The sequence below is a fragment of the Pantoea sp. DY-17 genome (genome assembly GCF_019795975.1).
GTDB lineage: Bacteria > Pseudomonadota > Gammaproteobacteria > Enterobacterales > Enterobacteriaceae > Pantoea > Pantoea leporis.
Genome location: NZ_JAIMIG010000001.1, coordinates 379,287 through 404,963, shown reverse-complemented (window position 1 = coordinate 404,963; position 25,677 = coordinate 379,287). Strand labels below are relative to the sequence as shown.

The following is a 25,677-nucleotide window of genomic DNA, read 5'->3' as shown; positions in this document are numbered from 1 at the left end:
TACGCCCTAATTTTCTGCCCTTAACACCACCCATTTGTGACAAAGACTACACTTTGTGCTGTTGATGATGAAAAGGAGCGCGTCGAAGTATGCCACAAAATACGCAAGGATTTTCATTTAAAGTCCTGACGATCAATACCCACAAGGGGTTCACCAGCTTTAATCGCCGCTTTATCCTGCCGGAATTGCGCGACGCTGTTCGCGCCACATCGGCGGATATCGTCTTCCTGCAAGAGGTGATGGGCACCCACGCCATCCATTCGCTGCATATCGAAAACTGGCCGGAAACCTCACATTACGAGTTTCTGGCCGATACCATGTGGGACGATTTCGCCTATGGCCGCAACGCCGTTTATCCCGAGGGACATCACGGGAACGCGATATTGTCACGATTTCCCATCGTTGAATATGAAAACCGCGATATTTCCGTCGCCGGAAGTGAAAAGCGCGGCATGTTGCACTGCCAAATCCGCCTGCCGGATCGGGCGGAGCCGCTGCATGTGTTCTGCGTGCATCTCGGTCTGAAAGAGAAACATCGTCAGGCGCAGATGAAGATGATGTGCGACTTCATCGATACGCTGCCGCCCGATGCGCCTTTGGTGGTGGCCGGTGATTTCAATGACTGGCAGGTCAGCGCCAATCGCTTTCTCAAGCGCGCGGTGGGCTTAGAGGAAGTGTTCAGCATCAAAACCGGCCGCCCTGCCCGCACCTTCCCGGCGCGTTTTCCGCTGTTACGGCTTGATCGTATCTACATTCGCAACGCCACGGTGAGTAAGCCGTGGGCGCTGCCGGTTAAACCCTGGTCTCACCTGTCCGATCATGCGCCGTTAGCGGTGGAGATTTTCCTATGAGTTTCAATTGGCGCGACGGTAATCAGCTCCGTCTGTTAGAAAATGGTGACCAGTTTTTCCCGCGCGTATCAGGCGCGATCCAACGCGCCGAGCGCACGCTGCTGCTGGAAACCTTCATCCTGTTTGAGGATGAAGTCGGCACCGATCTGCACGAACAGTTGCTCAAGGCGGCGCAGCGCGGAGTAAAAGTCGAGGTGATGGTCGATGGCTACGGCTCGCCGGATCTCTCCGACCGATTTGTTGATAGCCTGACCGCCGCCGGCGTGCGTTTTATCTATTACGATCCGCGTCCGCTGGTGCTCGGTATGCGCACCAATGTGTTCCGCCGCCTGCACCGCAAAATCGTGGTGATCGATGAAGAGATCGCCTTTGTCGGCGGCATCAACTTTTCTGCCGAACACAACACCGATTTCGGCGCGCAATCCAAACAGGATTATGCGGTGGAGGTGAAAGGTCCGGTGGTGCTGGATATCGCCCAATACGTGCGGCAAGAGATGGGCAGCGAACAGCACACGCGGCGATGGTGGGGCGCGCGTTCCCATCGCCCGGCGGTCAACGCCACGCCCGGTGAAGCGCAGGTGCTGTTTGTCTATCGCGATAACGACGAACACCGCGACGACATTGAGCAGCACTATCTCGCCATGCTGCGCAAGGCCAAGAAGGATGTGATCATCGCCAACGCTTACTTCTTCCCCGGCTATCGTCTGCTGCGTGAGATGCGCAGCGCGGCTCAACGCGGCGTGCGCGTCAGGTTGATTGTGCAGGGCGAACCCGATATGCCGATCGTCAAAGTCGGTGCTGAGCTGCTGTACAACTATTTGGTCGATGGCGGCGTGGAAGTGTATGAATATTGCCGCCGCCCGCTGCACGGCAAAATTGCGGTGCAAGATCAGCAATGGTCCACCGTCGGCTCCAGCAACCTCGATCCGCTGAGTTTATCCCTCAATCTGGAAGCCAATTTGATGGTGCACGATCGCGCTTTCAACCAGACGCTGCGCGACAATCTGGAACTGCTGATTCAGCAGGACTGCGTGCGCGTGGAGGATGACAAGCTGCCGCCGCGCAACTGGTGGCAGCTCACCAAAGGCGTGATTGTGTTCCACTTTTTACGCCACTTCCCGGCCATCGCCGGTTGGTTGCCTGCGCATACGCCGCGCTTGTCGCAGGTTGCGCCGCCGGTGCAGCCTGAAATGGAAACTCAGGATCGGGTTGAAGCCGATAATCCAGGAGCGAAACCCTAATGTCGAAAAAGAATCCGCGCTGGCAACTGGCGAAGAAAATCCTCACCTGGCTGTTTTTTATCGCGGTGATCGTGCTGCTGGTGGTGTATGCACGCAAGGTGAACTGGGAAGATGTTTATACGGTGATCGTCGGCTACAACCGCTATGTGGTGCTGAGCGCTGCCGCGCTGGTGGTGGTGAGTTATCTGACCTACGGATTATACGACCTGATTGGACGTGCGTACTGCGGCCATAAGCTGGCGAAGCGCCAGGTGATGCTGGTGTCGTTTATCTGTTATGCCTTCAACCTGACGCTCAGCACCTGGGTAGGCGGCGTGGCGATGCGCTATCGGCTCTACTCAAGACTCGGTTTGCCGGGCAATACCATTACGCGCATTTTCTCGCTGAGCATCGCCACCAACTGGCTAGGCTATATTCTGCTGGCCGGCGTGGTGTTTGCGGCGGGCATGGTGCCGATTCCCTCCGGTTGGTTCATTGGTGAAACCACGCTGCGCATCATTGGCGCGGTGCTGCTGGTGATGGTTGCGGTCTACTTGTGGGCTTGCGCCTTCGCGAAGAAGCGCCGCTGGACGGTTAAAGGCCAGCATCTGCAGCTGCCTTCGCTGCGCATGGCGCTGTTCCAGTTTGCGGTCTCCTGCGCCAACTGGATGGTGATGGGCATGATTATCTGGCTACTGCTGGCGCGTCAGGTGGATTATCCGATTGTGTTAGGCGTGTTGCTGATCAGCAGTATCGCCGGTGTGATCATTCACATCCCGGCCGGGATTGGCGTGCTGGAAGCGGTATTTTTGGCGCTGCTCAGTGGGCAACACGCCTCGCACGGCACCATTATTGCAGCGCTGCTGGCTTACCGCGTGCTCTATTTTATTCTGCCGCTGTTGGTGGCGCTGGTGCTCTATTTGTGGCTGGAGAGCCGCGCGAAGCATTTACGGCAGAAGAATGAGCAGAAGATGGAGAAATCGGTATCGCGGTGAGTTTGTGCGGAGTTCCCCTCTCCCGCCGGCGGGAAAGGGGACAGTCTGGTGCGGGATTTAGCGGCGGTTGCCGAAGATGCGCAGCAGCATCAGGAACAGGTTGATGAAGTCGAGATACAGCGTTAACGCACCCATGATTGAGGCGCGACGCAGGTTCTCTTTGTCATTGACGTTGATATTCTCGCCAATCGCCTTCAGCCTCTGCGTGTCATAGGCGGTTAAGCCAACAAACACCACCACGCCGATATAGGTAATCGCCCACATCAGCGCCGGACTTTTCAGCCAGAAATTCACCAGTGACGCCAGCAAAATACCGATCAGCGCCATAAACAGCAGGCTGCCAAAACGGCTCAGGTCGCGCTTAGTGGTGTAACCGTAGAAGCTCATGGCACCGAACATCCCGGCCGTCACGAAGAAGGTGCTGGCGATGGATGAGTAGGTGTAAACGAGGAAAATACTCGCCATGGTTAATCCGGTTAGCGCCGAATAGAGCATAAACAGTGCGGTGGCGACCGCGCCGCTCAGGCGATGCACCATGCCAGACAACACAAACACCAGCGCTAACTGCGCGATGATCAAGCCAAAGAAAGTGATGCGGTTAGCAAACACCAGTTCCATTACTGCAGGTGTGCGGGCAGCAAACCACGAAACAAACGCGGTGAGCAGCAAGCCGCAGGTCATCCAGCCATACACCTGCGCCATGTAGGTCTGCAGCGAGGTGGATGCCTGCTGCACGATTGAATCATTACGTGGATATCGATCCATGAAGCGCCTCATTAGCGGTTACGTTAACAAACTCTGTAAGTGTGGAGTGTACACCCGTTTGCGTCAACGGCGCGTCAAGCACTGTTGATAGCGGCCATTTACGCGCTGAGCAAACCACGCGGTAGTGAGATTGCGGGTGATTTTCGGGCTCTCCAGCTTGATGCCCGGCAGCATTTCGCGCGGCAGACGTTTTCCGGCCATCTTATCGGCGAGGATAAAGGTCTGCTTCCACAGCGTGCTGTTAGCAAAATCTTCGCTGTCGCCCTTCTCCAGATCGCGGCGGATTTCGCGATTGCTCATATCCAGCTGCTTGCTCAGGCTGCGCACCGCCAGTTCGGTAGAACCGGCCTGATCGCTGCCATAGACGATCAGGTCGCCATCCAGTGCCAGCTTGATGCCGCTGGCGCGCGCGATGGCCGCCTGAAATGCGGCGTTGCGGCTGGCGTACCAACCGGCGTTGAAGTCGGCGAAGCGATACAGCGGCTGGCTGTAATCGGCCGGGTAGCCAAGCAGATGCAGCGTGCCGAAGTAGATACCACCGCGACGAGTGAAGACTTCACGACGAATCGAGCCGTCAACCGCATACGGATAGCCTTTGGCGTGCGCTTCCGCAAACGCAATGCTGACCTGCATCGGCCCGCCGGTATGAATTGGGTTGAGGTTGCCAAACAGCTTTTGCCCCATCGGCACCATATCGATGAAATCATCAAAAATGGCGCTCAGCTCTTTCTCGCTGCGCACCTTATCCAGACGTGCGGCATAGCTTTCGCCATTCGGTGATTTGATCAGCAGTGCGGTGCGCACCAGAAATGCCGGCACATGCACTTTGGCGGCGCGGCGATCAATCTCGCCCCAGGCGATTTTCGGTAAGCCCGGCACCACCGCATCGGCGCTGAAGTTAGACTCCTGATCGGTAACGGCAATCACCGCGCAGAGGTTGCTGACGCTGGCATCAATTTGCTGCACGCGGAACGCGGTATAGATATCGTCGGCCCAGGCGGATTTCTGTTTAACGTCGCTGGGCAACAACTGCTGGATTTGGCTTTTTACATCGGCGGGCTGACGCGCGGGCGCCTGCGGCTCTTTTTTCGTGCTACAACCGGCCAGCACCAGCGCAGCCAGCAAAGCTGCGCCTTTCATCATCTTGCTCGTGTTCATCCTGCTCCCTGACGCCAACAAAAACCGTACCTTAACGTTTTCAGTGGCCTGCCGCTATCGGAGCGGGAGGATTTTGCGCGCTAGCTCCAGCGCTCAGCGGCCTGATGATCGCTATCACGGGCATCAACCCAGCGGTCGCCTGCGGCGGTGGCTTCACGCTTCCAGAACGGCGCGCGGGTTTTCAGGTAATCCATGATGAACTCGGTGGCGGCGAATGCGCTGCCGCGATGCGCGCTGCTGACGCCCACAAACACGATCTCATCGCCGGGAAACAGTTCGCCAACGCGATGGATCACCGTAACCTGCTGCAGCGCCCAGCGCTGACGCGCGTCTTCTACGATCTCCCCCAGCGCTTTTTCCGTCATGCCGGGATAGTGCTCCAGCGTCAAGGCCGCCACGCTGGCACCGAGATTGTGATTGCGCACTTTGCCGGAGAAGGTGACGACCGCGCCGTCGCTGTCATGGGCGGCGAGTTTTTCGTACTCCTCGCCGACGTTGAACGGCTCTGAACCCACACGAATCCGCGTTTCCATCATCAGCCTCCCGTGACCGGCGGGAAAAAGGCCACTTCATCACCCGCACGCAGCGGATGACTCATCGGCACCAGCGTTTGGTTTACCGCCGCCAGCAGCTTGCCGGATTCCAGCGCCAGCGCCCAGCGATCGCCCTTCTCTGCTAACGCCGCGCGCAGCGTGGCGACATCGGCGTAGTCAGGCTGCAAATCCAGTGAAGCGGTGCCGGTTAATTCCCGCACCTGAGCAAAAAACAGCACCTTAATCATGGCTCACCGCCTTGAAGTCGCCGGATTTGCCGCCGCTTTTGGTCAGCAAACGCAGCTGGTCGATGACAATGTCTTTTTGCACCGCTTTGCACATGTCATAGATGGTCAGCGCTGCAACGGACGCCGCCGTCAGCGCTTCCATCTCAACGCCGGTTTTGCCGGTGAGACGACAGAGTGAGGTGACGCGCACGCGATTATGCTGCGGTTCCGCCAGCAAGGTAACCTCCACTTTGCTCAGCATCAGCGGATGACAGAGCGGAATCAGTTCCCAGGTGCGTTTCGCCGCCTGAATACCGGCGATGCGTGCGGTGGCGAACACGTCGCCTTTATGATGGCTGCCGTCAATAATCATCTGCAGCGTTTCGGCGCTCATCAGCACCAGTGCTTCGGCCTGCGCTTCGCGCACCGTTTCGGTTTTGCCAGAGACATCCACCATGTGGGCTTCGCCAGCGGCATTGATATGAGTTAACGATGACATGCTTACAACTTCTTCAAATGTGAGACGAAATTACACGGACGCGTACGCGCATCCAGCTGATCTTCGATAATGCGCTCCCAGGCGCTGCGGCAGGCGTTGGTCGATCCCGGCACGGCAAAAATCAGCGTCTGATTGGCTAATCCAGCCACCGCGCGCGACTGCAGCGTCGAGCTGCCGATCTCTTCATAGGAGATCATGCGGAACAGCTCGCCAAAGCCTTCGATTTCGCGGTCCAGCAGCGGCAGCAACGCTTCTGGCGTGCTGTTTTTGCTATTGAAACCGGTGCCGCCGTTAACGATCACCACTTGCACATCGTCGCTGGCAATCCAGCGCGATACCGTGGCGCGAATGCGATAGCGGTTATCTGGCACAATCGCGCGATCAACCACCTGATGCCCGGCTTCCGCCAGCGCTTCACGCAGATAATCGCCCGATGTGTCATTGCTGGCATCGCGGCTATCCGAGACGGTCATCACCGCCACATTTAAGGCGACAAATTCGCCGGAAGGTTTACCCATGGCCGTAACTCCTGTGTTTAGCCACCAATAAAGGAGAGATTTTGCGTGATGCCGGTGTTGCCCTGATGCAGGAAATGCGTCTGCTTTTTCTGTCCAAGGCTGTGTGCAATGCGCGCCTGCAACTCGTCTTGCTGATCGTCAGAAGCCAGCAGATCGCGCAGCGACACGCCGCCGTCACCAAACAGGCACAGATGCAGATTGCCCAGCGCCGAGACGCGCAGGCGGTTGCAGCTGGCACAAAAATCTTTCTCGTACGGCATGATCAGGCCGACTTCGCCCTGATAATCGGGATGACGGAACACCTGCGCCGGACCGTCGCTGCGGCCGCGCGGCTGGCGTTGCCAGCCTTGCAGGATCAGCTGATCGCGGATCACTTCACCGGAGATGTGATGACGGCGGAACAGATCGCTGCCTTCGCCGGTTTCCATCAGTTCGATAAAGCGCAGTTGAATCGGTCGCAGGCGCAGCCACTCAAGGAAGGTGCTAAGGCTGTGGCTGTTCACATCGCGCATCAGCACGCTGTTGACTTTCACTTTCTCGAAACCGGCATCAAAGGCGGCGTCGATTCCCGCCATCACCTCGGCAAATTTGTCCTGGCCGGTAATGGCGTGAAACTGGCGTGCATCGAGGCTATCGACGCTGACGTTGATATGGGTGAGACCGGCAGCGCGCCAGGCATGTACGTCACGCGCCATGCGATAACCGTTGGTGGTCATCGCGATCTGGCGAATGGCGGCGTTTTCACGCACTGCAGCGATGATGTCGGTGAAATCACGCCGCATGGAGGGTTCGCCGCCCGTCAGGCGCACTTTTTCCGTGCCCGCCGCCGCAAAGGCACGCGTCACGCGACGAATCTCATCCAGCGAGAGAAAACTTTTATTGTGCGTACCGTTCGGCTTATAGCCGTTCGGCAAACAGTAGGTACAACGGAAGTTACACACATCCGTGACCGACAGGCGCAGATAGTAAAAGCTGCGCGCATAGGCATCTGTAAATTGTGGCACCTGAACACCTTTCCAAAGTCGGGAGATGCAGTCATTTCTTTCTGCACCCTGGCAGCTCAAGGCTGCGGCCTGGCTTCCATATCTATAGCGACTTAGGAAACCAGGCTTGGGAGTTTGTTGTCATTATGGACAACACGGTTAAAACGAATGGTAGCGCGATTAACGGTTAGCATCCATGAGTGATTTTCGCTATATATCTTGATGCATAACGTTTTTTCACCGCATTTTCGCGACAGGATACGGTAAAATGCACCACAGATATTGATGCACATCAGTTCAACTACGCCTCAACGCGAGGACGTCAGTGACAAAGGAGAAACATGAATCGAACCCTGGCAGATTTGGATCGCGTAGTGGCATTAGGTGGCGGACACGGTTTGGGTCGCGTGATGTCGGCGCTGGCACCGTTAGGTTCGCGCCTGACCGGCATCGTCACCACCACCGATAACGGCGGATCCACCGGCCGCATTCGCCGCTCGGAAGGCGGCATTGCGTGGGGCGATATGCGTAACTGCATCAATCAGTTGATCACCGAACCGAGCGTCGCCACCGCGATGTTTGAGTATCGCTTCACCGGTAATGGCGAGCTGGCCGGACACAACCTCGGCAACCTAATGCTGAAGGCGCTTGATCATCTCAGCGTGCGCCCGCTGGAAGCCATCAACATCATCCGCAATCTGCTCAAAGTCGATGCGTTTCTGATCCCGATGTCGGACCAGCCGGTCGATCTGGTGGCGCAGGATGGCGAAGGCAATATGGTGTACGGCGAAACGGCAATTGATGAGATGAAGCAGCCGCCCCAAGAGTTGATGTTACATCCGAATGTGTTGCCAACCCGTGAAGCCATCGAGGCGATTGGCGAAGCGGATTTGATTCTGATTGGCCCCGGCAGCTTCTACACCAGCCTGATGCCGATTCTGCTGATGGAAGAGATGGCGCGCGCGCTGCGCCGTACGCCTGCCACCATGGTGTTTATCGGCAATCTGGGCCGCGAACTGAGCCCAGCGGCAGCTAGCCTGAATGTGGCCGACAAGTTGGCGATTATGGAGAAAGCGATTGGCAAGCGGGTGATTGATGCGGTGGTGGTGAGTCCGGCCGCCGATATTCGCGGCGTGGAAGAGCGTTTAATTATTCGCGAACCGCTGGAGGCCGCCGACATCAAATATCGCCATGACCGCCAGCTGCTGCGCATCGCGCTGGAACATGCGATTCAGGCCGTTTAATTTCCAGGTGCGCATGAATGCGCACCCTACGAAAACCGCGCTGAATTCCTGTAGGGTCGTCATTCATGGCGACCTGGATACCACGATCACGAAGCCGCAATAAACAGCTCGCGCAATTGATGCAACTGATCGCGCACGCTGGCAGCCTCTTCAAACTCCAGATTCTGCGCGTGCTGCTGCATCTGCCCTTCCAGCTCGTGAATCTTCTTCTGCATCGCTTGCGGCGTAAGCGCCATATAGTTGGCTTCCGCTTCTGCTGCGGTGCGTGAGGCGGTTTTGCCTTTACCACGCGTTTTCACTACGTTTTTGCCGAGCTCAAGAATATCGGTGATCTTCTTGTTGAGCCCTTGCGGCGTAATGCCATTCTCTTCGTTGTATTTCTGCTGCTTCTCACGACGACGCTCGGTTTCGCCCATCGCGCGCTCCATCGACGGCGTGATTTTATCGGCGTAGAGAATCGCCCGGCCATTGATGTTACGCGCGGCGCGACCAATGGTCTGTATCAGCGAACGCTCCGAACGCAGGAAGCCCTCTTTATCGGCATCAAGAATCGCCACCAGCGACACTTCCGGCATATCCAGACCTTCTCGCAGCAAGTTGATGCCAACCAGCACATCAAATTCGCCAAGACGTAAATCGCGGATGATCTCCATACGTTCCACAGTATCGATATCCGAGTGCAGATAGCGCACCTTCTCGCCGTGCTCTACCAGGTATTCGGTAAGATCTTCCGCCATACGCTTGGTCAGCACAGTCACCAGCACGCGCTCGTTGATCTCAACACGTTTGCGGATTTCCGACAGCAAATCGTCGACCTGCGTCGCCACCGGCCGTACTTCCAGAATCGGATCCAGCAGGCCGGTTGGACGCACCAGCTGATCGATCACTTCGCCACCCGATTTTTCCAGCTCGTAATTGCCCGGCGTGGCCGACACGTAAATGGTTTGCGGAGCGGCTGCTTCAAACTCTTCAAACTTCATCGGACGGTTATCCAGCGCCGACGGCAGGCGGAAACCGTACTCCACCAGCGTCTCTTTACGCGCGCGGTCACCACGATACATGCCGCCAATCTGCGGAATGGTGACGTGCGATTCGTCGACCACCAGCAAGCCATCCGCCGGTAAATAGTCGAACAAGGTCGGCGGCGGCTCGCCCGGTCCGCGCCCGGAGAGATAGCGCGAGTAGTTTTCGATGCCGGAGCAGTAACCCAACTCGTTCATCATCTCGAGATCGAACTGCGTCCGCTGGGAAATACGCTGCTCTTCCAGCAGCTTATTGTTCTCCAGCAGCACTTTGCGGCGCACCACCAGCTCATCTTTGATCTCTTCCATCGCCTTAAGAATGCGCTCACGCGGCGTCACATAGTGCGTTTTCGGATAGACGGTAAAGCGCGGGATCACCGAATCAATCTGCCCGGTGAGCGGATCAAACAGCGACAGCCGCTCAACTTCTTCATCAAACAGCTCAATACGCAGCGCAATGTCGTCCGATTCCGCCGGGAACACATCAATCACTTCGCCGCGCACGCGGAAGGTGCCGCGCTGGAAGGCCTGATCGTTGCGGCTGTACTGCAGCTCCGCCAGACGACGCAAAATGCTGCGCTGATCAATAATCATGCCGCGCGTCAGATGCAGCATCATTTTCAGGTAGAGATCAGGATCGCCCAAACCGTAGATCGCCGAAACCGAGGCCACGACGATGACATCACGGCGCTCCAGCAGCGCTTTGGTCGCCGACAGACGCATCTGCTCAATGTGCTCATTCACCGAGGCATCTTTTTCGATAAAGGTGTCAGAACTCGGCACATAGGCTTCAGGCTGATAGTAATCGTAATATGAGACGAAAAACTCCACCGCGTTATCCGGGAAGAACTCCTTCATCTCCCCGTAGAGCTGCGCCGCCAGGGTTTTATTTGGCGCCAGCACCATCGTCGGGCGGTTGAGGTCGGCAATCACATTCGCCACGGTAAAGGTTTTACCTGAGCCGGTCACGCCCAACAGCGTTTGATGCGCGAGTCCATCTTCCAGTCCCTCTTCGAGACGGCGAATCGCCTCAGGTTGATCCCCTGAAGGCTTGAAAGCGGAGTTGAGTTTAAAGACTTTGCTCATGTTTTAGCGGTTCCAGCAGATGAAGTCGGCGGGCAGGCTGCTAATTCTACTCTGCTATGGCGAATTTGCCAGAAAAAAATACTGGACATAATCACAGTAACCTTGCACGATAATGGCACCTGACGGCGATTCTCTTCAGTGCAATTTAAGCGGCAGGCGGCAAGTTGTTGTTGCGCAATGTTATCCCCAGGCGGAGGATGCTTTTAACATTTGTCAATAGAGTGTCATTAAATTGCAGTCCGATGACAAGGCAGATAATTCGCATGCTTGATTTTAACTAACCTGCTGTTTTAATTCACTTTGACTCAAAAGCCCAGTTTCTCATCATAATGTAGGAAGTCCGCGAATTTACTCGCTTCCACACGGTTTTCAGTCGCTAATGCACAAGGTTATCCACAGTAATGGTGGATAAGTGAATCCAGCCCCGAGCCCATCGGCTGTGTATAATTTTCTCCCGCCCATTCTTAAGCGTGAAAAAAAATTTTTTCGCATTTATTTTTCCCGCCGTGCGTGTCGCATTCCCCCCCTTTTTCCGGCTTTACCTTCCCGTGCCCGGCGAAAAGTCAGGCGTTAAGGCCATTTATTTCTCCGGTTATTGCCTTACGAACGATCAAATGCACCAGAAACGTTAAGCAGTCAGCACCGTCAAAGTGCAGTCGGTTTATCACCGCTGGCAATTGTTAAGCGTTTCTCAACTTTTAGCCGCTGATTTGTCAGGTTTCCGCCGTAGATGCGCCTGAATTCCTAACCTGGCCTGGGAATTGCAGTGTTAGCTCTATGGAGTGACGAGTCCATATCGGCGCTTGCCGACGACAGCGGTGTCCATCAATCGTGCACGACTGTATGCCAGACGACACAGAGCGGGAGCATTCAGGCTAATAATCTGGAAGGAGTATGTCAGATGCTGAGTTTACGTTCGGTGAATCAGTTTTACGGTCAAAATCACATTCTGTGGGATGTCGATCTCGATCTGCCGCCGGGCACCTGTACCGGCGTGCTGGGCAGTCCCGGCATGGGCAAAACCACGTTGGTGAACTGCATTATGGGCCGCCTGCCAATTAACAGTGGCTCGATGACCTGGCAGGAGGATGGCGCGCCGCCGGAAGATTTACTGTTGCAACCGGCCGAACTGCGCGCGCGCACCGGCATTGGTTATGTGCCGCAAGGACGGCATATTTTCTCGCAAATGAGCGTGGAGGATAACCTGCTGATCGCCCTGATGGCGGCACAGGACGATCGTAGCCGTGCCATTCCGGAAATGGTGTTCGACCTGTTCCCGGCACTCTATTCATTGCGCCATCAGCGCAGCGGCGAGTTGCCAATGGAACAGCAGCAACATTTGGCCCTGGCGCGTGCGCTTGTGCTGCAACCCAAGCTGGTGATTCTGGATGAGCCGACAGAAGGGATGTCGCCGTGGCTGGAAGAGGAGATGGGCAATCTGATTCGTCGGTTAAACCGTGAGTATGGTTTAACCATTCTGCTGCTGGAGCAGCACGTCTCGTTTGTCCGCCGCGTCGCCGATTATTTCCTGCTGCTGCATCGCGGACGCAATGTTGCGCACGGCAAAGTGGCGCAGCTGGATGATTTGACGGTGAATAAGTGGCTGACCGCAAGGTGAAGATGTAGCCAGGTCGCCGTGAATGGCGACCCGGGTTATTTATTGCGGCAACGTCAAATAACGCCCGCACTCGGCCTGCTGCGCCTGGTCGCGTAGGTGCGGAATCTCACCGAGGAACGGCGCATCAATGCGCTGACGCAGCGTGGCCATATACTCCTGATGACGTTTGCCGGGCGGCTGAATATCATTGGCAATCCAGCCCGCAAGGCGTAATCCGCGCGCTTTAACCGCTTCGGCGGTGAGCATGGCATGATTGATGCAGCCTAACTTCACACCCACCACCAGAATCACCGGCAGCTGCTCGGCTTCCACCCAATCGGCGTAAGTTTTCGTCTCCGACAGCGGCGTAAACCACCCGCCTGCGCCTTCGACTAACACCCATTCTGCATGCTGCTCCAGCGCGCGCAAGCCCGCTGACAGCGTGGCAAAGCTAATCGGCCTGCCCTCTTCCGCGCTGATGATATGCGGCGAGGTCGGCTCGACAAACGCCAGCGGGTTCACCTGCTCGTAGCTTAACGACAAGGTGCTGTAGCGCTGCAACGCCAGCGCGTCGCTGTTGCGAATGCCTTGCGGCGTGATTTCGCAGCCGGATGCCACCGGCTTATAGCCTGCGGTGCGTAAACCGGCGGCGCTTGCCGCCTGCAGCAGCGCGCCGCTGGCCACGGTTTTGCCCACTTCGGTATCGGTTCCGGTAATAAACCAGCGTGTCATTTGCTTAAAACTCCATACATCAGGTGATAACTCAGGCGATAACCAGCCTCATCTTGCGGCCAGTGCTGCTCAAGTTGTGCCAGTTGGGAACGCGTTAGCACGCTGGCGCCGCGTCCGCCGTGCAGATGCGTGGCACCAATGCCTTTCAGCGAGCGCATAGCGCTGAGCGCGCTGGGAAAATGCAGCGTAATAACCTGCTGCTGCACGGCGATCGGCAGCGTCGCGGTGGCCGCATGAAACTGGGCAGCGCTGAGGAAACGGTTGGCGTGCCGGCGACCATCCAGCTGCGCCCACGCGTGATGCACTTCGTGCAGCGAACCGTCGAGCAGCGTGGAAAACAGCACCGTGCCGCCCGGCCGCGTGACGCGCAAAAACTGCTGCAGCGCGGTGTGCAAGTCGCTGCTCCACTGCACCGCCAGATTGCTCCACACGCCGTCAACGCTGGCGTCCGGCAGCGGCACCGCATCAATATCGCCCAACAGATAGTGCTGCGCCGATTGCTGATCGCGCGCGGTTTGCAGCATGTTGGGAGACAGATCGAGCGCCGTCAGCGTACGCCCGCGATCGCGCCAGTAGCGGCTATACCAGCCGGTACCGCACCCGGCATCCAGCAGGTGCGGACCAAAACCAGCGGGCGCCAGCGCCAGCAGCGCATCGCCGCTCAGCCGCTGTAACTGCGCGTGCTGCTCGTAATGCGCAGCCGCACGACCAAATGCCTGCGCCACAGCCTGTTTGTTAACCTGCAGCGTCATACAGCGCCTCCAGCAGACGATCAATGTCATCGGTGTGATGTGCAGCGGTAAGTGTGATGCGTAGCCGAGCTGTGCCCGGCGGCACGGTTGGTGGCCGAATCGCACTGACCCAACAGCCGGCCTGCGCCAGCCGCTGCGACAACGCCATAGCCGCGCTGTTTTCGCCAACGATCAGCGGCTGGATGGCGCTCGCAGAATCGACCAGCTGCCACGGCAAATCCGCCGCAGCGGCGCGGAAACGCGCAATGTGGCTGTGCAGTTTTTCGCGCAGCGCATCACCTTGTTGAATCTGCCGCAACGCCGCCAGCAGCGCATAGCACTGCGCCGGTGGCATCGCGGTGGAGTAGATCAGATGGCGGGAAAACTGCTCGACGTAATCAGCGGTGGCGTCATCGCACAGCAGCGCCGCGCCGCTGACGCCAAACCCTTTGCCGAAGGTGACGATCAGCAGTTCCGGTTTGACCTGCTGCTGCCAGCAGCTGCCGCGCCCTTGCGCGCCGGTCACGCCGATACCGTGCGCATCATCCACCAGCAGCCAGCCGTTGCCGCGCCGCGTCTCTGCGGCGATCTGTGTTAGCGGAGCGCTGTCGCCGTCCATGCTGAATACGCCTTCGGTCACCACCAGCGTGCCGCCTTCCGACGGCTTTGCCAGCAGCTTCGCCAGGCTTTCCGGCTGATTGTGGGCAAAACGGCGCAGGCTCGCCGGGCTGTGGCTGGCGGCATCCAGCAGTGAAGCGTGCGCCAGCTTATCGGCAAAGATGCGATCCTGCTTTTCCGCCAGCAGATGGATCACCGCCTGATTGGCGGCAAACCCCGAAATGAACAGCAGCGCGCGCGAATAGCCCAGCCAGTCAGCCAGCTCCGCTTCGAGCTGCGCATGGTGGCGGCTGTAGCCGGTCACATGCCCGGATGCGCCCGCGCCAGCACCCGTCTCGGCCGCGCCCTGCTGCCACGCGGCAATCACCGCCGGATGCTGGCTCAAACCAAGATAGTCGTTGCTGGAGAAGTGACGGTAACGCTGCCCCTCCAGCATAATTTCCCGCACGCTGTTGTGCTCAACGCGACGCCGTAAACGCCAGCCATCCGCGGCGCGCCGCGCCGTCAGCGCCTCGTCGATACGTTGTGACCAGCCCATTTACACAGCCGCGTTGTAGAACTGCGCGGTATCCGCGTGCAGCAGCTGCTCACTGAGCTGATGCTGCTGCTCATTGTCACCCGCCGTTGTCGCGGTGTGCTCCGGATTCAGGCCCAATTTGCGGAACAGAATCAGATCCTTATCCTCTTCCGGATTTGGCGTGGTAAGCAGTTTGCAGCCGTAGAAGATCGAGTTAGCGCCGGCCATAAAGCACATTGCCTGCGTTTGCTCGCTCATCTGCTCGCGTCCGGCAGAAAGACGCACGTGTGACGAGGGCATCATGATGCGCGCCACCGCGATGGTGCGAATAAAGTCGAAGGGTTCAACATCGTCGTTATCGGCCAGCGGCGTGCCTTTAACCTTCACCAACATGTTGATCGGTACGCTTTCGGGCGGCGTCGGCAGATTCGCCAGCTGCACCAGCAAGCCCGCACGATCTTTCACCGTTTCACCCAGACCCACAATGCCGCCGGAACACACCTTGATGCCCGCGCCGCGCACTTTATCCAGCGTATCCAGACGTTCCTGATAGCTGCGCGTGGTGATGATGTTGCCGTAAAACTCTGGCGAGGTGTCGAGGTTGTGGTTGTAGAAATCCAGTCCCGCTTCGGCGAGGCGCTGCGCCTGGTCGCCATCCAGCGTGCCAAGCGTCATGCAGGTTTCCATGCCCATCGCTTTCACGCCTTGCACCATCTGCTGAAGGTAAGGCATGTCGCGCTCGTGCGGGTTTTTCCACGCGGCGCCCATACAGAAACGGCTCGATCCCGCCGCTTTGGCTTTGCGCGCCGACTCCAGCACCGCGTCCACTTCCATCAGACGTTCCGATTCCAGCCCGGTTTTGTAGCGCGCGCTCTGCGGACAGTATTTACAGTCTTCCGGACAGGCGCCGGTTTTGATTGATAGCAGCGTGCTGACCTGCACCTGGCGTGGATCGAAATGTTGACGATGCACTTGCTGCGCTTCAAACATCAACTCAAGGAAAGGTTTATCGAAAAGTGCCTGAGCTTGTGTCAGTGTCCAGCGGTTTGCCATTGCTTACTCCAGAAAAAGGGGGTTCATCCCGACGATTAACGTGGTTATAATTGTAAACTAAATCTTTTTAAAATGGTTTACAACTCACATGTTCACTCAGGATGACCTCAACTTTGACCGTCAGCATATCTGGCATCCCTACACGTCGATGCGCGATCCCCTGCCCTGTTATCCGGTTGTGGCGGCGCACGGCTGCCAGCTGCAGTTGGCCGATGGACGTGAACTGGTGGACGGCATGTCGTCGTGGTGGGCGGCGATACACGGCTACAACCATCCGCGTCTCAATCAGGCGCTGCAGCAGCAAATAACGCAGATGTCGCATGTGATGTTTGGCGGCATCACCCATCCGGCGGCGGTGGAACTGAGCCGCCAGCTGGTTGCCATGACGCCTGATGCGCTGGAGTGCGTGTTCCTCGCCGATTCGGGTTCGATCGCCGTCGAAGTGTCGATGAAAATGGCGCTGCAATACTGGCTGGGACGCAACCAAACGCGACAGAAATTCCTCACGCTGAAGCGCGGCTATCACGGTGATACCTTTGCCGCGATGTCGGTGTGCGATCCGGAAAATTCGATGCACAGCCTGTGGCGCGGCTATCTGCCGGAACATCTGTTCGCCAACGCGCCGCAGTGCGCTTTCGATGACGCGTGGAACGAGGCCGATTTCGCCGATTTTGCGCAGCTGGTGGAAATCCACCATCGGGAGATTGCGGCGGTGATTCTGGAGCCGATTGTGCAAGGCGCTGGCGGGATGCGTTTCTACCATCCGCGCTATCTGCAGCAGGTGCGCGAGCTGTGCGATCGCTACGATTTGCTGCTGATTGCCGATGAGATCGCCACCGGATTTGGCCGCAGCGGCAAGCTGTTTGCCTGCGACCATGCGGGTATCACGCCGGACATTCTCTGCCTGGGCAAAGCGCTGACCGGCGGCACCATGACGCTCTCCGCCACGCTGACCACGCGTGAAGTCGCCGACACCATCAGCCGCAGCGCAGCGGGCTGCTTTATGCACGGCCCTACTTTTATGGGCAATCCGCTGGCCTGCGCGGTGGCGGTGGAAAGTCTGAAGATGATCAATGAAGGCGGCTGGATAACGCAGGTGGCGCACATCCAACAGCAGCTGCGCACCGAGCTGCTGCCGCTGCGCCGTCATCATGCGGTGGCCGATGCGCGCGTGCTGGGTGCGATTGGCGTGATCGAAACCCATCAGGCCGTAAACATGGTAGCGCTGCAGCACTTCTTCGTTGAGCGCGGCGTGTGGATTCGTCCGTTTGGGCGCTTTATCTACCTGATGCCACCTTATCTGATTTCTGCCGCCGAACTGACGAAACTAACGCAAGCGGTCGGTGCGGCACTGGATGTTGCGGCGCATTTCCACCATGATTGAGGGTTCTGCACAACCATAAAAGGAGCGATCATGCGCGTAGTTAGCCAGGATTTTAACGACGGCGATAAGATGCCAGAGCGACACGTTTTCAATGGCATGGGTTACCAGGGCGACAATCTGTCACCGCATCTGGCGTGGGATGATGTACCGGCAGGCACCAAAAGCTTTGTTGTCACCTGCTACGATCCTGACGCGCCTACCGGTTCCGGCTGGTGGCATTGGGTGGTAGCGAACATTCCGGCTGACGTTACCGTGTTGCCGCAGGGTGCCGGTTCCGGCGTGGCGGACTTGCCGGAGAGCGCCATTCAGACGCGTACCGATTTTGGCCAAACCGGCTACGGCGGCGCAGCGCCACCGCAGGGCGAATCCCATCGCTACATCTTTACGGTGCATGCGCTGGATACGGATAAAATTGACGTGGATGAAGGCGCGAGCGGCGCGATGGTTGGCTTTAATGTGCATTTCCATGCGCTGGCCAGTGCGTCGATTACGGTGAAGTACGCGTAACAGCTCAGAATCGCGCTGTTAGGAAATATGCCTGCCTGTTTGATCAGGCAGGCATTTTATTTATCCCAACGGGTGGATAACCACCCACATTGGGCCTTGTCCTACCGCGTAACGCGCCAGCGGATTAAGCAGGCCGCGTTCCTGAATCTTATACACTTCGATGTGGTGCGATTTCTGTCCCGCCGCTACCAGATATTGACCGCTGTGATCAATATTGAAGCCGCGCGGCTGGGTTTCAGTTGGCTGGTAGCCTTCAATCGCCAGCACCGAGCCATCTTCACTGATGCTGAATACCGTAATGGTGCTGCTGGTACGGTCGCAGGCATAGAGGAAACGGCCATCCGGCGTGATGTGGATGTCCGCCGCCCAGCGCGTATCGCTGAAATCTTTCGGCATCATATCAAGGCTCTGCACGCGCTCAACCTGGCCGTGCACATTGTTCAGCGCCCAGACATCCACGGTGCTATCCAGCTCGTTCACTACGTAGCCATATGCGCCGTTCGGATGGAAGGCCATGTGACGCGGACCGGCACCTTCAACGGTGGTGACCTGCGCTTGTTCGCGCGGAGCCAGAGTGCCGTCTACGTTCAACTGATACAGGCAGATGCGGTCCTGCTTCAGTGCCGGTACAAACAGCGTTTGGTTATTCAGATCGATATTGGCGGAGTGGCAACCGTCTAACCCGCTGATCACCTGACCAGGCGCTTGCGGCAAACCATCGCTGCCAATCGGGCTGATGCTGACGCAGGCATCGTTATACGAGCCGCAGAACAGATAATTGCCCTGACGATCGGTGGAGATGTGGGTCGGGCTGCCCGGCAGCGGTGCTTCACCGGCGAGGCTCAACGTGCCGTCGGCCGCAATGCGAAACGCCAGCACGCGAAAATTCGGACGCACACCGACATAGAGAAAATCTTTCTTCGGGCTCACCACCATCGGCTGCACCTGGCCGGCAACATCTGTTACCTGCAATAACGTCAGTGCGCCATCTTCCTGCAACTGCCAGGCATGAATCTGCTGGCTCTCGGGACTGGCGGTATACACGACTTGTTTCATGCGTTTTCCTTATTCGCTGCCTGATGAAAGGGATAACTGTAGCGCGTTTCATTTTGTCGCGCTGGATTCATTTGTGCCCTGTTTTTTGTCTCAGGGCCGCTGCCGGGTGTAGACTCAATGCTTTGCCAACTCCCGGACGGAAAGTGTAATGAGCTACCGCGTAATCGCCCTTGACCTCGACGGCACCCTGCTGACCCCGAACAAAACCATCTTGCCTGAATCCATTGAAGCGCTGGCCCGCGCGCAACAGGCGGGCGTGAAAGTGTTGATCGTTACCGGTCGCCACCACTGCGCTATCCACCCTTTTTATCAGGCACTTAAACTGGATACACCCGCAATTTGCTGTAATGGCACCTATTTGTATGATTATCCCGCGAAACAGGTGCTGGCCGCCGATCCGCTGGATAAAAGCAAAGCTGCTCGGGTGATTGAGATGCTGGATGAAGAGAACATCCACGGTCTGCTGTATGTCGATGATGCGATGCTGTACCAAACGCCAACCGGACATGTGATGCGTACGCTTAACTGGGCGCAATCGCTGCCGGAAGCGCAGCGTCCGCTGTTCCTGCAGGTGCCAAGCCTGGCGCAGGCGGCGATTGAGGCTGATTCGATCTGGAAATTCGCCCTGTCGCATCCCGACACGCGCGCGCTGCAACAATTTGCCGAACGCACCGAAGCCGAACTCGGTCTGGCGTGTGAATGGTCGTGGCACGATCAGGTGGATATCGCCAAAGGCGGCAACAGCAAAGGCAAGCGTCTCGCGCAGTGGGTTGAGAGTCAGGGCTTTAGCATGCAAGACGTGCTGGCGTTTGGCGACAACTACAACGATCTCAGCATGCTGGAACAGGTGGGATTGGGCGTGGCGATGGGCAATGCCGATGACGCCATCAAAGCGCGCGCCAAAAAGGTGATTGGCACCAATCTGGAGCCGGGCATCGCCGAAGTGATTTATCAAGAGGTTCTGTAACCGTAGGAAGTAGTGCGCAATTCATGGCGCGGATTTTTCTCACACCGCGCAATGAATCAATTTACGCCGCTATCGACACGCTCTTAATCTGCGCATACAGCCACAGATCGGGCCGGATGCCCAGCTCATCGCGCGCCCACGGCGAAATGCGCGCCCACAGTTCGCTTATCCCAATGCGCAGCTTCACTTCCACCTGATCGTCAATCTCCAGCAGTTCAACCACCTGCGCCGGCAGAATATTGCGGATCGAGGTGTTGTGCGGCGGCTGCAATGCCAGCGACACATCGGCTGAGGCGATGCGAATACGCAGCGGCGTTTTCAGCGGCTGATTCACCCGGCTCACCCAAATATGCTGATCGCCAAGCGACAGCGCGGTCATCGGGTAATCAGGATGCTGCTCCAGCACCTGCACGCGCAGCACGCTGGTGCGCTCGGCGATCGGCAGCCACGGACGCATCGCCGAACTGCTCCACACTTTTTCCAGCGGACCAAAGGCTTTCACCTGGCCGGCATCCAGCACCAGCACGTTATCCGCCAGCTGCAGGATTTCATCGAGGCTGTGCGATACGTAAAGAATGGGAATATCGACCTGCTTCGCCAGCTTTTGCAGATAGGGCATCAGCTCACGTTTGCGCGGCAGATCAAGCGACGCCAGCGGCTCATCCATCAGCAGAATATCGGGCGCCGTCAGCAACGCGCGGCCTATCGCCACGCGCTGTTTTTCACCGCCCGAAAGCGACGCAGGAAAACGCGTCAGCAGCGATTCTAAACCCAGCAGCGCCACCAGCGCGTTGAACTGCGGCTTCATTGAGGCCGCCATGCCGTATTGCAGATTGCCGCGCACGCGATAATGTGGAAACAGCCGCGCGTCCTGAAACACATAGCCGATACGGCGCTTTTCCGGCGGCAAATTCACGCGCGTGGCCGAATCGAACAGCAGGCGATCGTTTAACTCAATACGTCCGCTCTGCGGCTGGGTTAATCCGCCAATCGCGTTAATCAACGAGGTTTTGCCCGCACCCGACACGCCGAAAATGGCGGTAATGCCGCTGGCGGGAATATTGACGTTAACGTCGAGCAGGTGATCGCCCAACTGCTGAGAAAGTTGCAGATTGAGCATTATGCCGCTCCCAGCCGTTTACGGCCCCAGCGCGCCAGCATTTCCGATGCCACTAACGACATCAGCGCTAACGCTATCGCCACCGCACAGAGGCGCGCTGCGGTGCCTTCCGCGCCCGGCGTTTCAATCAGGGTAAACATCGCCGACGGAATGGTGCGCGTCTCGCCGGGAATGTTGGAGACAAACGTGATGGTGGCGCCAAATTCGCCCAGCGAACGGGCAAAGGCCAGCACCGTGCCGACAATAATGCCCGGCAAGGTGAGCGGAAGCGTAATGGTGAAAAATACGCGCCAGCGCCCGGCACCCAGCGTGCGTGCGGCCAGCTCCAGTTTGGTATCCACCGCTTCCAGCGCAAGACGAATTGCACGCACCATCAGCGGAAACGCCATCACCGCCGAAGCGATCACCGCGCCGCGCCAGCTAAAGGCAAAGGTGAAACCGAACCAGTCATACAGCCATTCGCCGATAAAACCGCGCCGGCCTAAGGCGATCAGCAGCAGATAGCCGACCACCACCGGCGGCAGCACCAGCGGCAGGTGGACGATGCTGTCCAACAGGGTTTTGCCCGGAAAGCGGCAGCGCGCCAGAATCCAGGCCATCAGGATGCCAAACGGCAAGCTGCATATCACAGCTACACAGGACACTTTCAGGCTGAGAAAAACGGCCTGCCATTCGGGATCGCTCAATATCATTTCTTCGGCGTGAATCCATACTGTTTAAACACGGCAGCGGCATCCGGCCCCTGCAAATAGTTGTAGAAGGCTTCCACCGTTGCGTTCTGATGTTCTTTGACAATCGCCATCGGATATTCCACTGGCTTGTGGCTATTTTCCGGGAATCGTCCCACGACCTGCACTTTCTGGCTGGCTACCGCGTCCGAACCATACACGATGCCGTACGGCGTTTCGTTACGCTCAACCAATGCCAGCGCGGCGCGCACATTGTTGGCTGGCGCCAGCTGCGGGGATAAAGCGTCCCACGCGCCGAGTTTTTGTAATGCTTCTTTGGCATAAATGCCGGCCGGCACGTGATCCGGATCGCCCACCGCCAGACGCTCGCCTTTCAGCAGACTTCTCCAGTCGGTTTTGCTATCAAGGGTGACCGCTTTAGCCGCGTCGCTTTTCGGTGCAATCAGCACTAAATCATTGCCGAGCAGCGTATAGCGCGTGCTGCTCACCACGCTGTTTTTTGCCACCACATCGTCCATCCACTGCTGATCGGCAGAGATGAACAGATCAGCCGGTGCGCCCTGATCAATCTGGCGCGCCAGCACCGAAGAAGAGGCAAAAGAGGATACCACTTCTACACCGCTTTTCTTCTGGTACTGCGTCGCAATGTCCTGCAGCGCATTAGTCAGCGATGCTGCTGCAAACACGGTGATTTTCTCTGCGGCCGCGGCATGACCGGCCAATGAAACGCTTAAAACGGTTGCAGCAGCCCAACGGTACTTGATGGTTCGCATTTGTTGCTCCTTGTTACGTTATATATTTGATAATACAACGTACGCGCAAATGCGTCATGAGCTTTATATCGGCAGGATTTTACGGAAGTTCAGAAACAAAACGCCCGCAGGAAGCGGGCGTTGAGAAATTAGTGTTGTGAGCTGTTGGCAGGACGATCGTCGCGGCGGCCAAATTTTGAGATGACGTTGAAAACTTCACCCAGGCCGTAAATCAAACCGAGCATAATCGCCATCACAATCGGCACCATGATGATAGCCACAGCCAGGCTTTTTAACAGTTCCAGCATGGAAACCTCACGCAGAAAATAAAAAAGTGATTGTAACGGTTAGCGAAAAAAACGCACTGCCCTTTTCGTGCTTTTACTTTTAAGCAGTAAACTGAGCGGATTAACCTAAGGAGCTGACATGCAGGCAGAACTTTCTCTCCATATTCGTCTTCAGCAAAAGCTGTTTGCCGATCCGCGTCGCATCGAATTACTGAAACGCGTGCAGCAAACCGGCTCCATCAGCCAGGGCGCGAAACTGGCGGGCATCAGTTATAAAAGTGCCTGGGATGCGATCAATGAGATGAATCAGCTGGCCGACCAAACGCTGGTGGATCGCGCCACCGGCGGCAAAGGCGGCGGCGGCGCGCAGCTGACGCGTTATGGCGAGCGGCTGATTCAGCTGTTCCAGTTGATGGAGCAGATCCAACAAAAGGCCTTCGATGTGCTACAAAACGACAGCTTGCCGCTCGACAGTTTGCTGGCGGCGATTGCGCGTTTCTCGCTGCAAACCAGCGCGCGCAATCAGCTGTTTGGTACGGTGCTGGCCAGCGATCTTCAGCAGGTGCAGCAGCACATTGAGGTGCTGCTCGCCGATGGCTTAACGCGCCTGCAGGTGGCGATCACCGCACGCAGTGCCGAACGCTTGCAGCTCGACAGCGGCAAAGAGGTGCTGGTGCTGATTAAAGCACCGTGGATTCACGTCAGTCACGCCGCCGCCAGCAGCGACAATCAACTGGCTGCGCAGATCAGCGCAATTGAGCCCGGCGATCAGCTTAGCGAAGTATTGATGGCGTTGCCGAGTGGCGAAACGCTGTGCGCGACCGTCACCAATGAGGCGGTGAAACAGCAGAATCTGCAGGTTGGTGCCAGCGTCACCGCCAGTTTTAATGCCGAACACGCCATCATCGCCACACTGCTCTGAAATCCACGCCATGATTTGACTTCGCCTGCGTCGCTGGCTAAAACTGGACGACACGATGCATAAAACGGAATAGATCATGGCTTCATTGCAAATTTCGCAAGGTACGTTTCACCTTAGCGACACCCGAGCACTGTCCCTTAACGATTTAACCCTCAACAGCGGCGAAAGCTGGGCGTTTGTCGGCGCCAACGGCAGCGGCAAGTCATCGCTGGCGCGCGCCCTTTCCGGCGAGTTGCAGCCCGGTAAAGGCAGCGTGCAGCAGGATTTTCAGCGTCGTACGCGCCTGTCGCTGGAGCAGCTACAGAAACTGGTCAGCGATGAGTGGGAACGTAATAACACCGATCTACTGAGTGAAGGCGAAGACGATACCGGTCGCACCGCCGCACAGATCATTCAGGATGAAGTGCAAGATGAGGCGCGCTGTCAGGCGCTGGCGCAGCAGTTTGGCATCACTTATCTGCTCGATCGCCGGTTCAAATATCTCTCCACCGGCGAGACGCGCAAAACGCTGTTGTGTCAGGCGCTAATGGCGCAGCCGGATCTGCTGATCCTCGATGAACCTTTCGATGGGCTGGATGTGGCGTCGCGCGCCAGCCTGGCGCAAACCCTCAACGATCTGCATCGAAGCGGTTTTAGCGTGGTGCTGGTGCTCAATCGCTTTGATGATATTCCCGATTTTGTCGGGAAGATCGGCGTGTTAGCCGAATGCACGTTAACCCACGTGGGCGAACGGCGCGCGATTCTGGCCGAAGCGCTGGTGGCGCAGCTGGCGCATAGCGAGAAGCTTGCTGGCATGGCGCTGCCGGAGGCGGATCAACCCGATCAACTGCCGCAGCTGGCCGAAGATGCGCCGCGCGTGATACTGCGCAACGGCGTGGTGTCGTACAACGACAAAGCGGTGATTGATGGCCTGAACTGGCAGGTTAATCCCGGTGAACACTGGCAGATTGTGGGGCCGAACGGCGCGGGTAAATCCACCCTGCTCAGTTTGGTAACCGGCGATCATCCGCAGGGTTACAGCAACGATTTGACGCTGTTTGGCATCCGACGCGGCAGCGGTGAAACCATCTGGGACATCAAGCAGCACATCGGTTACGTCAGCAGCAGCCTGCACCTCGATTATCGCGTCAGCTGTAATGTGCGCACCGTGGTGCTCTCCGGCTTCTTCGATTCGATTGGTCTGTATCAGGCGGTGTCCGATCGGCAAAAAGCGCTGGCGCGTCAGTGGCTGGCGCTGCTCGGTATGGATAATCAGCTGGCGGATGCGCCGTTCCACAGTTTGTCGTGGGGCCAGCAGCGGCTGGTGCTGATTGCGCGCGCGCTGGTGAAACATCCCACGCTGCTGATCCTCGATGAACCGTTGCAGGGGCTGGATCCGATTAACCGCCAGCTAGTGCGCCGCTTTGTTGATGTGCTGATTGGCGAAGGCCGTACGCAACTGCTGTTTGTCTCCCACCACGCCGAAGATGCGCCGCAGTGCATCACCCATCGCCTGAGTTTTGTCTCGCAGGAACAGGGTTACGGTTTCCTGCAAGAGTCGCTGCGTTAAATAGCGGTTGCCATAAGTGGCAATCCTACAAACATCTAACGTGCATAGCGCCATTGCCAAAATAATTCGAGCTGCGGCAAGCAGCAGCAGTTCGA

Annotated in this window: 27 protein-coding genes and 1 riboswitch; of the genes, 10 read left to right on the top strand and 17 right to left on the bottom strand. The window is 57.4% G+C overall.

Annotated elements, in window-relative coordinates; translation table 11 throughout:
• The first annotated feature begins 89 nt into the window (after positions 1 to 89).
• From K5Y33_RS02005 to K5Y33_RS01995, 3 genes are read left to right on the top strand one after another with little or no spacing between them, the layout of a single operon-like run.
• On the top strand, positions 90 to 851 hold the full coding sequence (locus tag K5Y33_RS02005) for an endonuclease/exonuclease/phosphatase family protein (protein ID WP_154191953.1): 762 nt from the start codon (positions 90 to 92) through the stop codon (positions 849 to 851).
• Positions 848 to 2,092, top strand: coding sequence for a cardiolipin synthase ClsB (gene clsB / locus K5Y33_RS02000; RefSeq protein ID WP_222233162.1), 1,245 nt, complete (start codon positions 848 to 850; stop codon positions 2,090 to 2,092). Before K5Y33_RS02005 ends, clsB begins: the two co-directional genes overlap by 4 nt.
• Complete coding sequence (locus K5Y33_RS01995; RefSeq protein WP_101763171.1) at positions 2,092 to 3,066, top strand: lysylphosphatidylglycerol synthase domain-containing protein; 975 nt, start codon at positions 2,092 to 2,094, stop codon at positions 3,064 to 3,066. Before clsB ends, K5Y33_RS01995 begins: the two co-directional genes overlap by 1 nt.
• Before the next feature lie 57 nt (positions 3,067 to 3,123).
• On the opposite strand, the gene K5Y33_RS01990 is transcribed toward K5Y33_RS01995, so the two are convergent.
• The 7 genes from K5Y33_RS01990 to moaA all read right to left on the bottom strand — a co-directional run bounded on the left by K5Y33_RS01990 (position 3,124) and on the right by moaA (position 7,770).
• Positions 3,124 to 3,831: a Bax inhibitor-1/YccA family protein gene (locus tag K5Y33_RS01990; RefSeq protein ID WP_101763172.1), complete on the bottom strand. Its 708-nt coding sequence runs from the start codon at positions 3,829 to 3,831 to the stop codon at positions 3,124 to 3,126.
• Positions 3,832 to 3,894: 63 nt separating this feature from the next.
• A complete protein-coding gene (locus tag K5Y33_RS01985; RefSeq protein ID WP_101763173.1) occupies positions 3,895 to 4,989 on the bottom strand; it encodes a DUF1615 domain-containing protein in 1,095 nt (364 codons plus the stop codon).
• Positions 4,990 to 5,069: 80 nt separating this feature from the next.
• A complete protein-coding gene (moaE, locus tag K5Y33_RS01980) occupies positions 5,070 to 5,522 on the bottom strand; it encodes a molybdopterin synthase catalytic subunit MoaE (protein ID WP_222233842.1) in 453 nt (150 codons plus the stop codon).
• Between the two features lie 2 nt (positions 5,523 to 5,524).
• Positions 5,525 to 5,770 carry a molybdopterin synthase sulfur carrier subunit gene (moaD, locus tag K5Y33_RS01975; RefSeq protein ID WP_101763175.1) on the bottom strand — a complete coding sequence of 82 codons (246 nt, stop codon included), beginning with the start codon at positions 5,768 to 5,770 and terminating at the stop codon, positions 5,525 to 5,527.
• On the bottom strand, positions 5,763 to 6,248 hold the full coding sequence (gene moaC, locus K5Y33_RS01970) for a cyclic pyranopterin monophosphate synthase MoaC (protein ID WP_110865768.1): 486 nt from the start codon (positions 6,246 to 6,248) through the stop codon (positions 5,763 to 5,765). The genes moaD and moaC overlap by 8 nt, the downstream gene beginning before the upstream one ends.
• 2 nt (positions 6,249 to 6,250) lie before the next feature.
• Complete coding sequence (gene moaB, locus K5Y33_RS01965; protein ID WP_101763177.1) at positions 6,251 to 6,766, bottom strand: molybdenum cofactor biosynthesis protein B; 516 nt, start codon at positions 6,764 to 6,766, stop codon at positions 6,251 to 6,253.
• 17 nt (positions 6,767 to 6,783) lie between these two features.
• On the bottom strand, positions 6,784 to 7,770 hold the full coding sequence (gene moaA, locus K5Y33_RS01960) for a GTP 3',8-cyclase MoaA (RefSeq protein ID WP_110865767.1): 987 nt from the start codon (positions 7,768 to 7,770) through the stop codon (positions 6,784 to 6,786).
• A riboswitch (molybdenum cofactor riboswitch) is annotated at positions 7,760 to 7,895 on the bottom strand. (Overlaps the previous gene by 11 nt.)
• Before the next feature lie 195 nt (positions 7,896 to 8,090).
• Between moaA and yvcK the strand changes: the two genes are divergently transcribed.
• The gene (gene yvcK, locus K5Y33_RS01955; RefSeq protein WP_222233161.1) at positions 8,091 to 8,993 is read left to right on the top strand and encodes a uridine diphosphate-N-acetylglucosamine-binding protein YvcK; all 903 of its coding nucleotides are present in this window, start codon (positions 8,091 to 8,093) and stop codon (positions 8,991 to 8,993) included.
• A gap of 86 nt (positions 8,994 to 9,079) precedes the next feature.
• Here the strand turns inward: yvcK and uvrB are convergent, their stop codons facing one another.
• Positions 9,080 to 11,101 (bottom strand): excinuclease ABC subunit UvrB, encoded by a 2,022-nt coding sequence (gene uvrB, locus K5Y33_RS01950; RefSeq protein WP_101763180.1) that lies wholly within the window; start codon positions 11,099 to 11,101, stop codon positions 9,080 to 9,082.
• 901 nt (positions 11,102 to 12,002) lie between these two features.
• Here uvrB and K5Y33_RS01945 point away from each other — a divergent pair.
• Entirely contained in the window at positions 12,003 to 12,719 is a 717-nt protein-coding gene (locus K5Y33_RS01945; protein WP_110865765.1) for an ABC transporter ATP-binding protein, read from the top strand.
• 39 nt (positions 12,720 to 12,758) lie between these two features.
• Here the strand turns inward: K5Y33_RS01945 and bioD are convergent, their stop codons facing one another.
• From bioD to bioB, 4 genes are read right to left on the bottom strand one after another with little or no spacing between them, the layout of a single operon-like run.
• On the bottom strand, positions 12,759 to 13,430 hold the full coding sequence (bioD, locus tag K5Y33_RS01940; RefSeq protein ID WP_222233160.1) for a dethiobiotin synthase: 672 nt from the start codon (positions 13,428 to 13,430) through the stop codon (positions 12,759 to 12,761).
• Positions 13,427 to 14,182, bottom strand: a complete 756-nt coding sequence (gene bioC, locus K5Y33_RS01935; protein WP_222233159.1) for a malonyl-ACP O-methyltransferase BioC — start codon at positions 14,180 to 14,182, stop codon at positions 13,427 to 13,429. Before bioC ends, bioD begins: the two co-directional genes overlap by 4 nt.
• Entirely contained in the window at positions 14,166 to 15,317 is a 1,152-nt protein-coding gene (gene bioF, locus K5Y33_RS01930) for an 8-amino-7-oxononanoate synthase (RefSeq protein WP_222233158.1), read from the bottom strand. Before bioF ends, bioC begins: the two co-directional genes overlap by 17 nt.
• Complete coding sequence (bioB, locus tag K5Y33_RS01925; RefSeq protein ID WP_222233157.1) at positions 15,318 to 16,349, bottom strand: biotin synthase BioB; 1,032 nt, start codon at positions 16,347 to 16,349, stop codon at positions 15,318 to 15,320.
• Between the two features lie 88 nt (positions 16,350 to 16,437).
• On the opposite strand from bioB, the gene bioA reads away from it, so the two are divergent.
• A complete protein-coding gene (gene bioA / locus K5Y33_RS01920; RefSeq protein ID WP_222233156.1) occupies positions 16,438 to 17,733 on the top strand; it encodes an adenosylmethionine--8-amino-7-oxononanoate transaminase in 1,296 nt (431 codons plus the stop codon).
• Positions 17,734 to 17,763: 30 nt separating this feature from the next.
• Positions 17,764 to 18,240 (top strand): kinase inhibitor, encoded by a 477-nt coding sequence (locus tag K5Y33_RS01915; RefSeq protein ID WP_101763187.1) that lies wholly within the window; start codon positions 17,764 to 17,766, stop codon positions 18,238 to 18,240.
• A 60-nt stretch (positions 18,241 to 18,300) separates the two neighbouring features.
• Here K5Y33_RS01915 and pgl read toward each other — a convergent pair whose 3' ends face one another.
• Entirely contained in the window at positions 18,301 to 19,296 is a 996-nt protein-coding gene (pgl, locus tag K5Y33_RS01910; RefSeq protein ID WP_222233155.1) for a 6-phosphogluconolactonase, read from the bottom strand.
• Between the two features lie 148 nt (positions 19,297 to 19,444).
• Between pgl and K5Y33_RS01905 the strand changes: the two genes are divergently transcribed.
• The gene (locus tag K5Y33_RS01905) at positions 19,445 to 20,263 is read left to right on the top strand and encodes a pyridoxal phosphatase (protein ID WP_222233154.1); all 819 of its coding nucleotides are present in this window, start codon (positions 19,445 to 19,447) and stop codon (positions 20,261 to 20,263) included.
• A 61-nt stretch (positions 20,264 to 20,324) separates the two neighbouring features.
• Here K5Y33_RS01905 and modC read toward each other — a convergent pair whose 3' ends face one another.
• The 4 genes from modC to K5Y33_RS01885 all read right to left on the bottom strand — a co-directional run bounded on the left by modC (position 20,325) and on the right by K5Y33_RS01885 (position 23,132).
• Positions 20,325 to 21,383, bottom strand: coding sequence for a molybdenum ABC transporter ATP-binding protein ModC (modC, locus tag K5Y33_RS01900; RefSeq protein WP_222233153.1), 1,059 nt, complete (start codon positions 21,381 to 21,383; stop codon positions 20,325 to 20,327).
• Complete coding sequence (gene modB / locus K5Y33_RS01895; RefSeq protein WP_192236612.1) at positions 21,383 to 22,075, bottom strand: molybdate ABC transporter permease subunit; 693 nt, start codon at positions 22,073 to 22,075, stop codon at positions 21,383 to 21,385. The genes modC and modB overlap by 1 nt, the downstream gene beginning before the upstream one ends.
• A complete protein-coding gene (modA, locus tag K5Y33_RS01890; protein ID WP_222233152.1) occupies positions 22,072 to 22,845 on the bottom strand; it encodes a molybdate ABC transporter substrate-binding protein in 774 nt (257 codons plus the stop codon). Before modA ends, modB begins: the two co-directional genes overlap by 4 nt.
• A gap of 128 nt (positions 22,846 to 22,973) precedes the next feature.
• Positions 22,974 to 23,132, bottom strand: a complete 159-nt coding sequence (locus K5Y33_RS01885) for an AcrZ family multidrug efflux pump-associated protein (protein WP_007890616.1) — start codon at positions 23,130 to 23,132, stop codon at positions 22,974 to 22,976.
• A 118-nt stretch (positions 23,133 to 23,250) separates the two neighbouring features.
• Here K5Y33_RS01885 and modE point away from each other — a divergent pair, with 118 nt between their 5' ends.
• A complete protein-coding gene (modE, locus tag K5Y33_RS01880) occupies positions 23,251 to 24,033 on the top strand; it encodes a molybdenum-dependent transcriptional regulator (protein WP_222233151.1) in 783 nt (260 codons plus the stop codon).
• 76 nt (positions 24,034 to 24,109) lie between these two features.
• The gene (gene modF / locus K5Y33_RS01875; protein WP_222233150.1) at positions 24,110 to 25,582 is read left to right on the top strand and encodes a molybdate ABC transporter ATP-binding protein ModF; all 1,473 of its coding nucleotides are present in this window, start codon (positions 24,110 to 24,112) and stop codon (positions 25,580 to 25,582) included.
• The last annotated feature ends 95 nt before the right edge of the window (positions 25,583 to 25,677 follow it).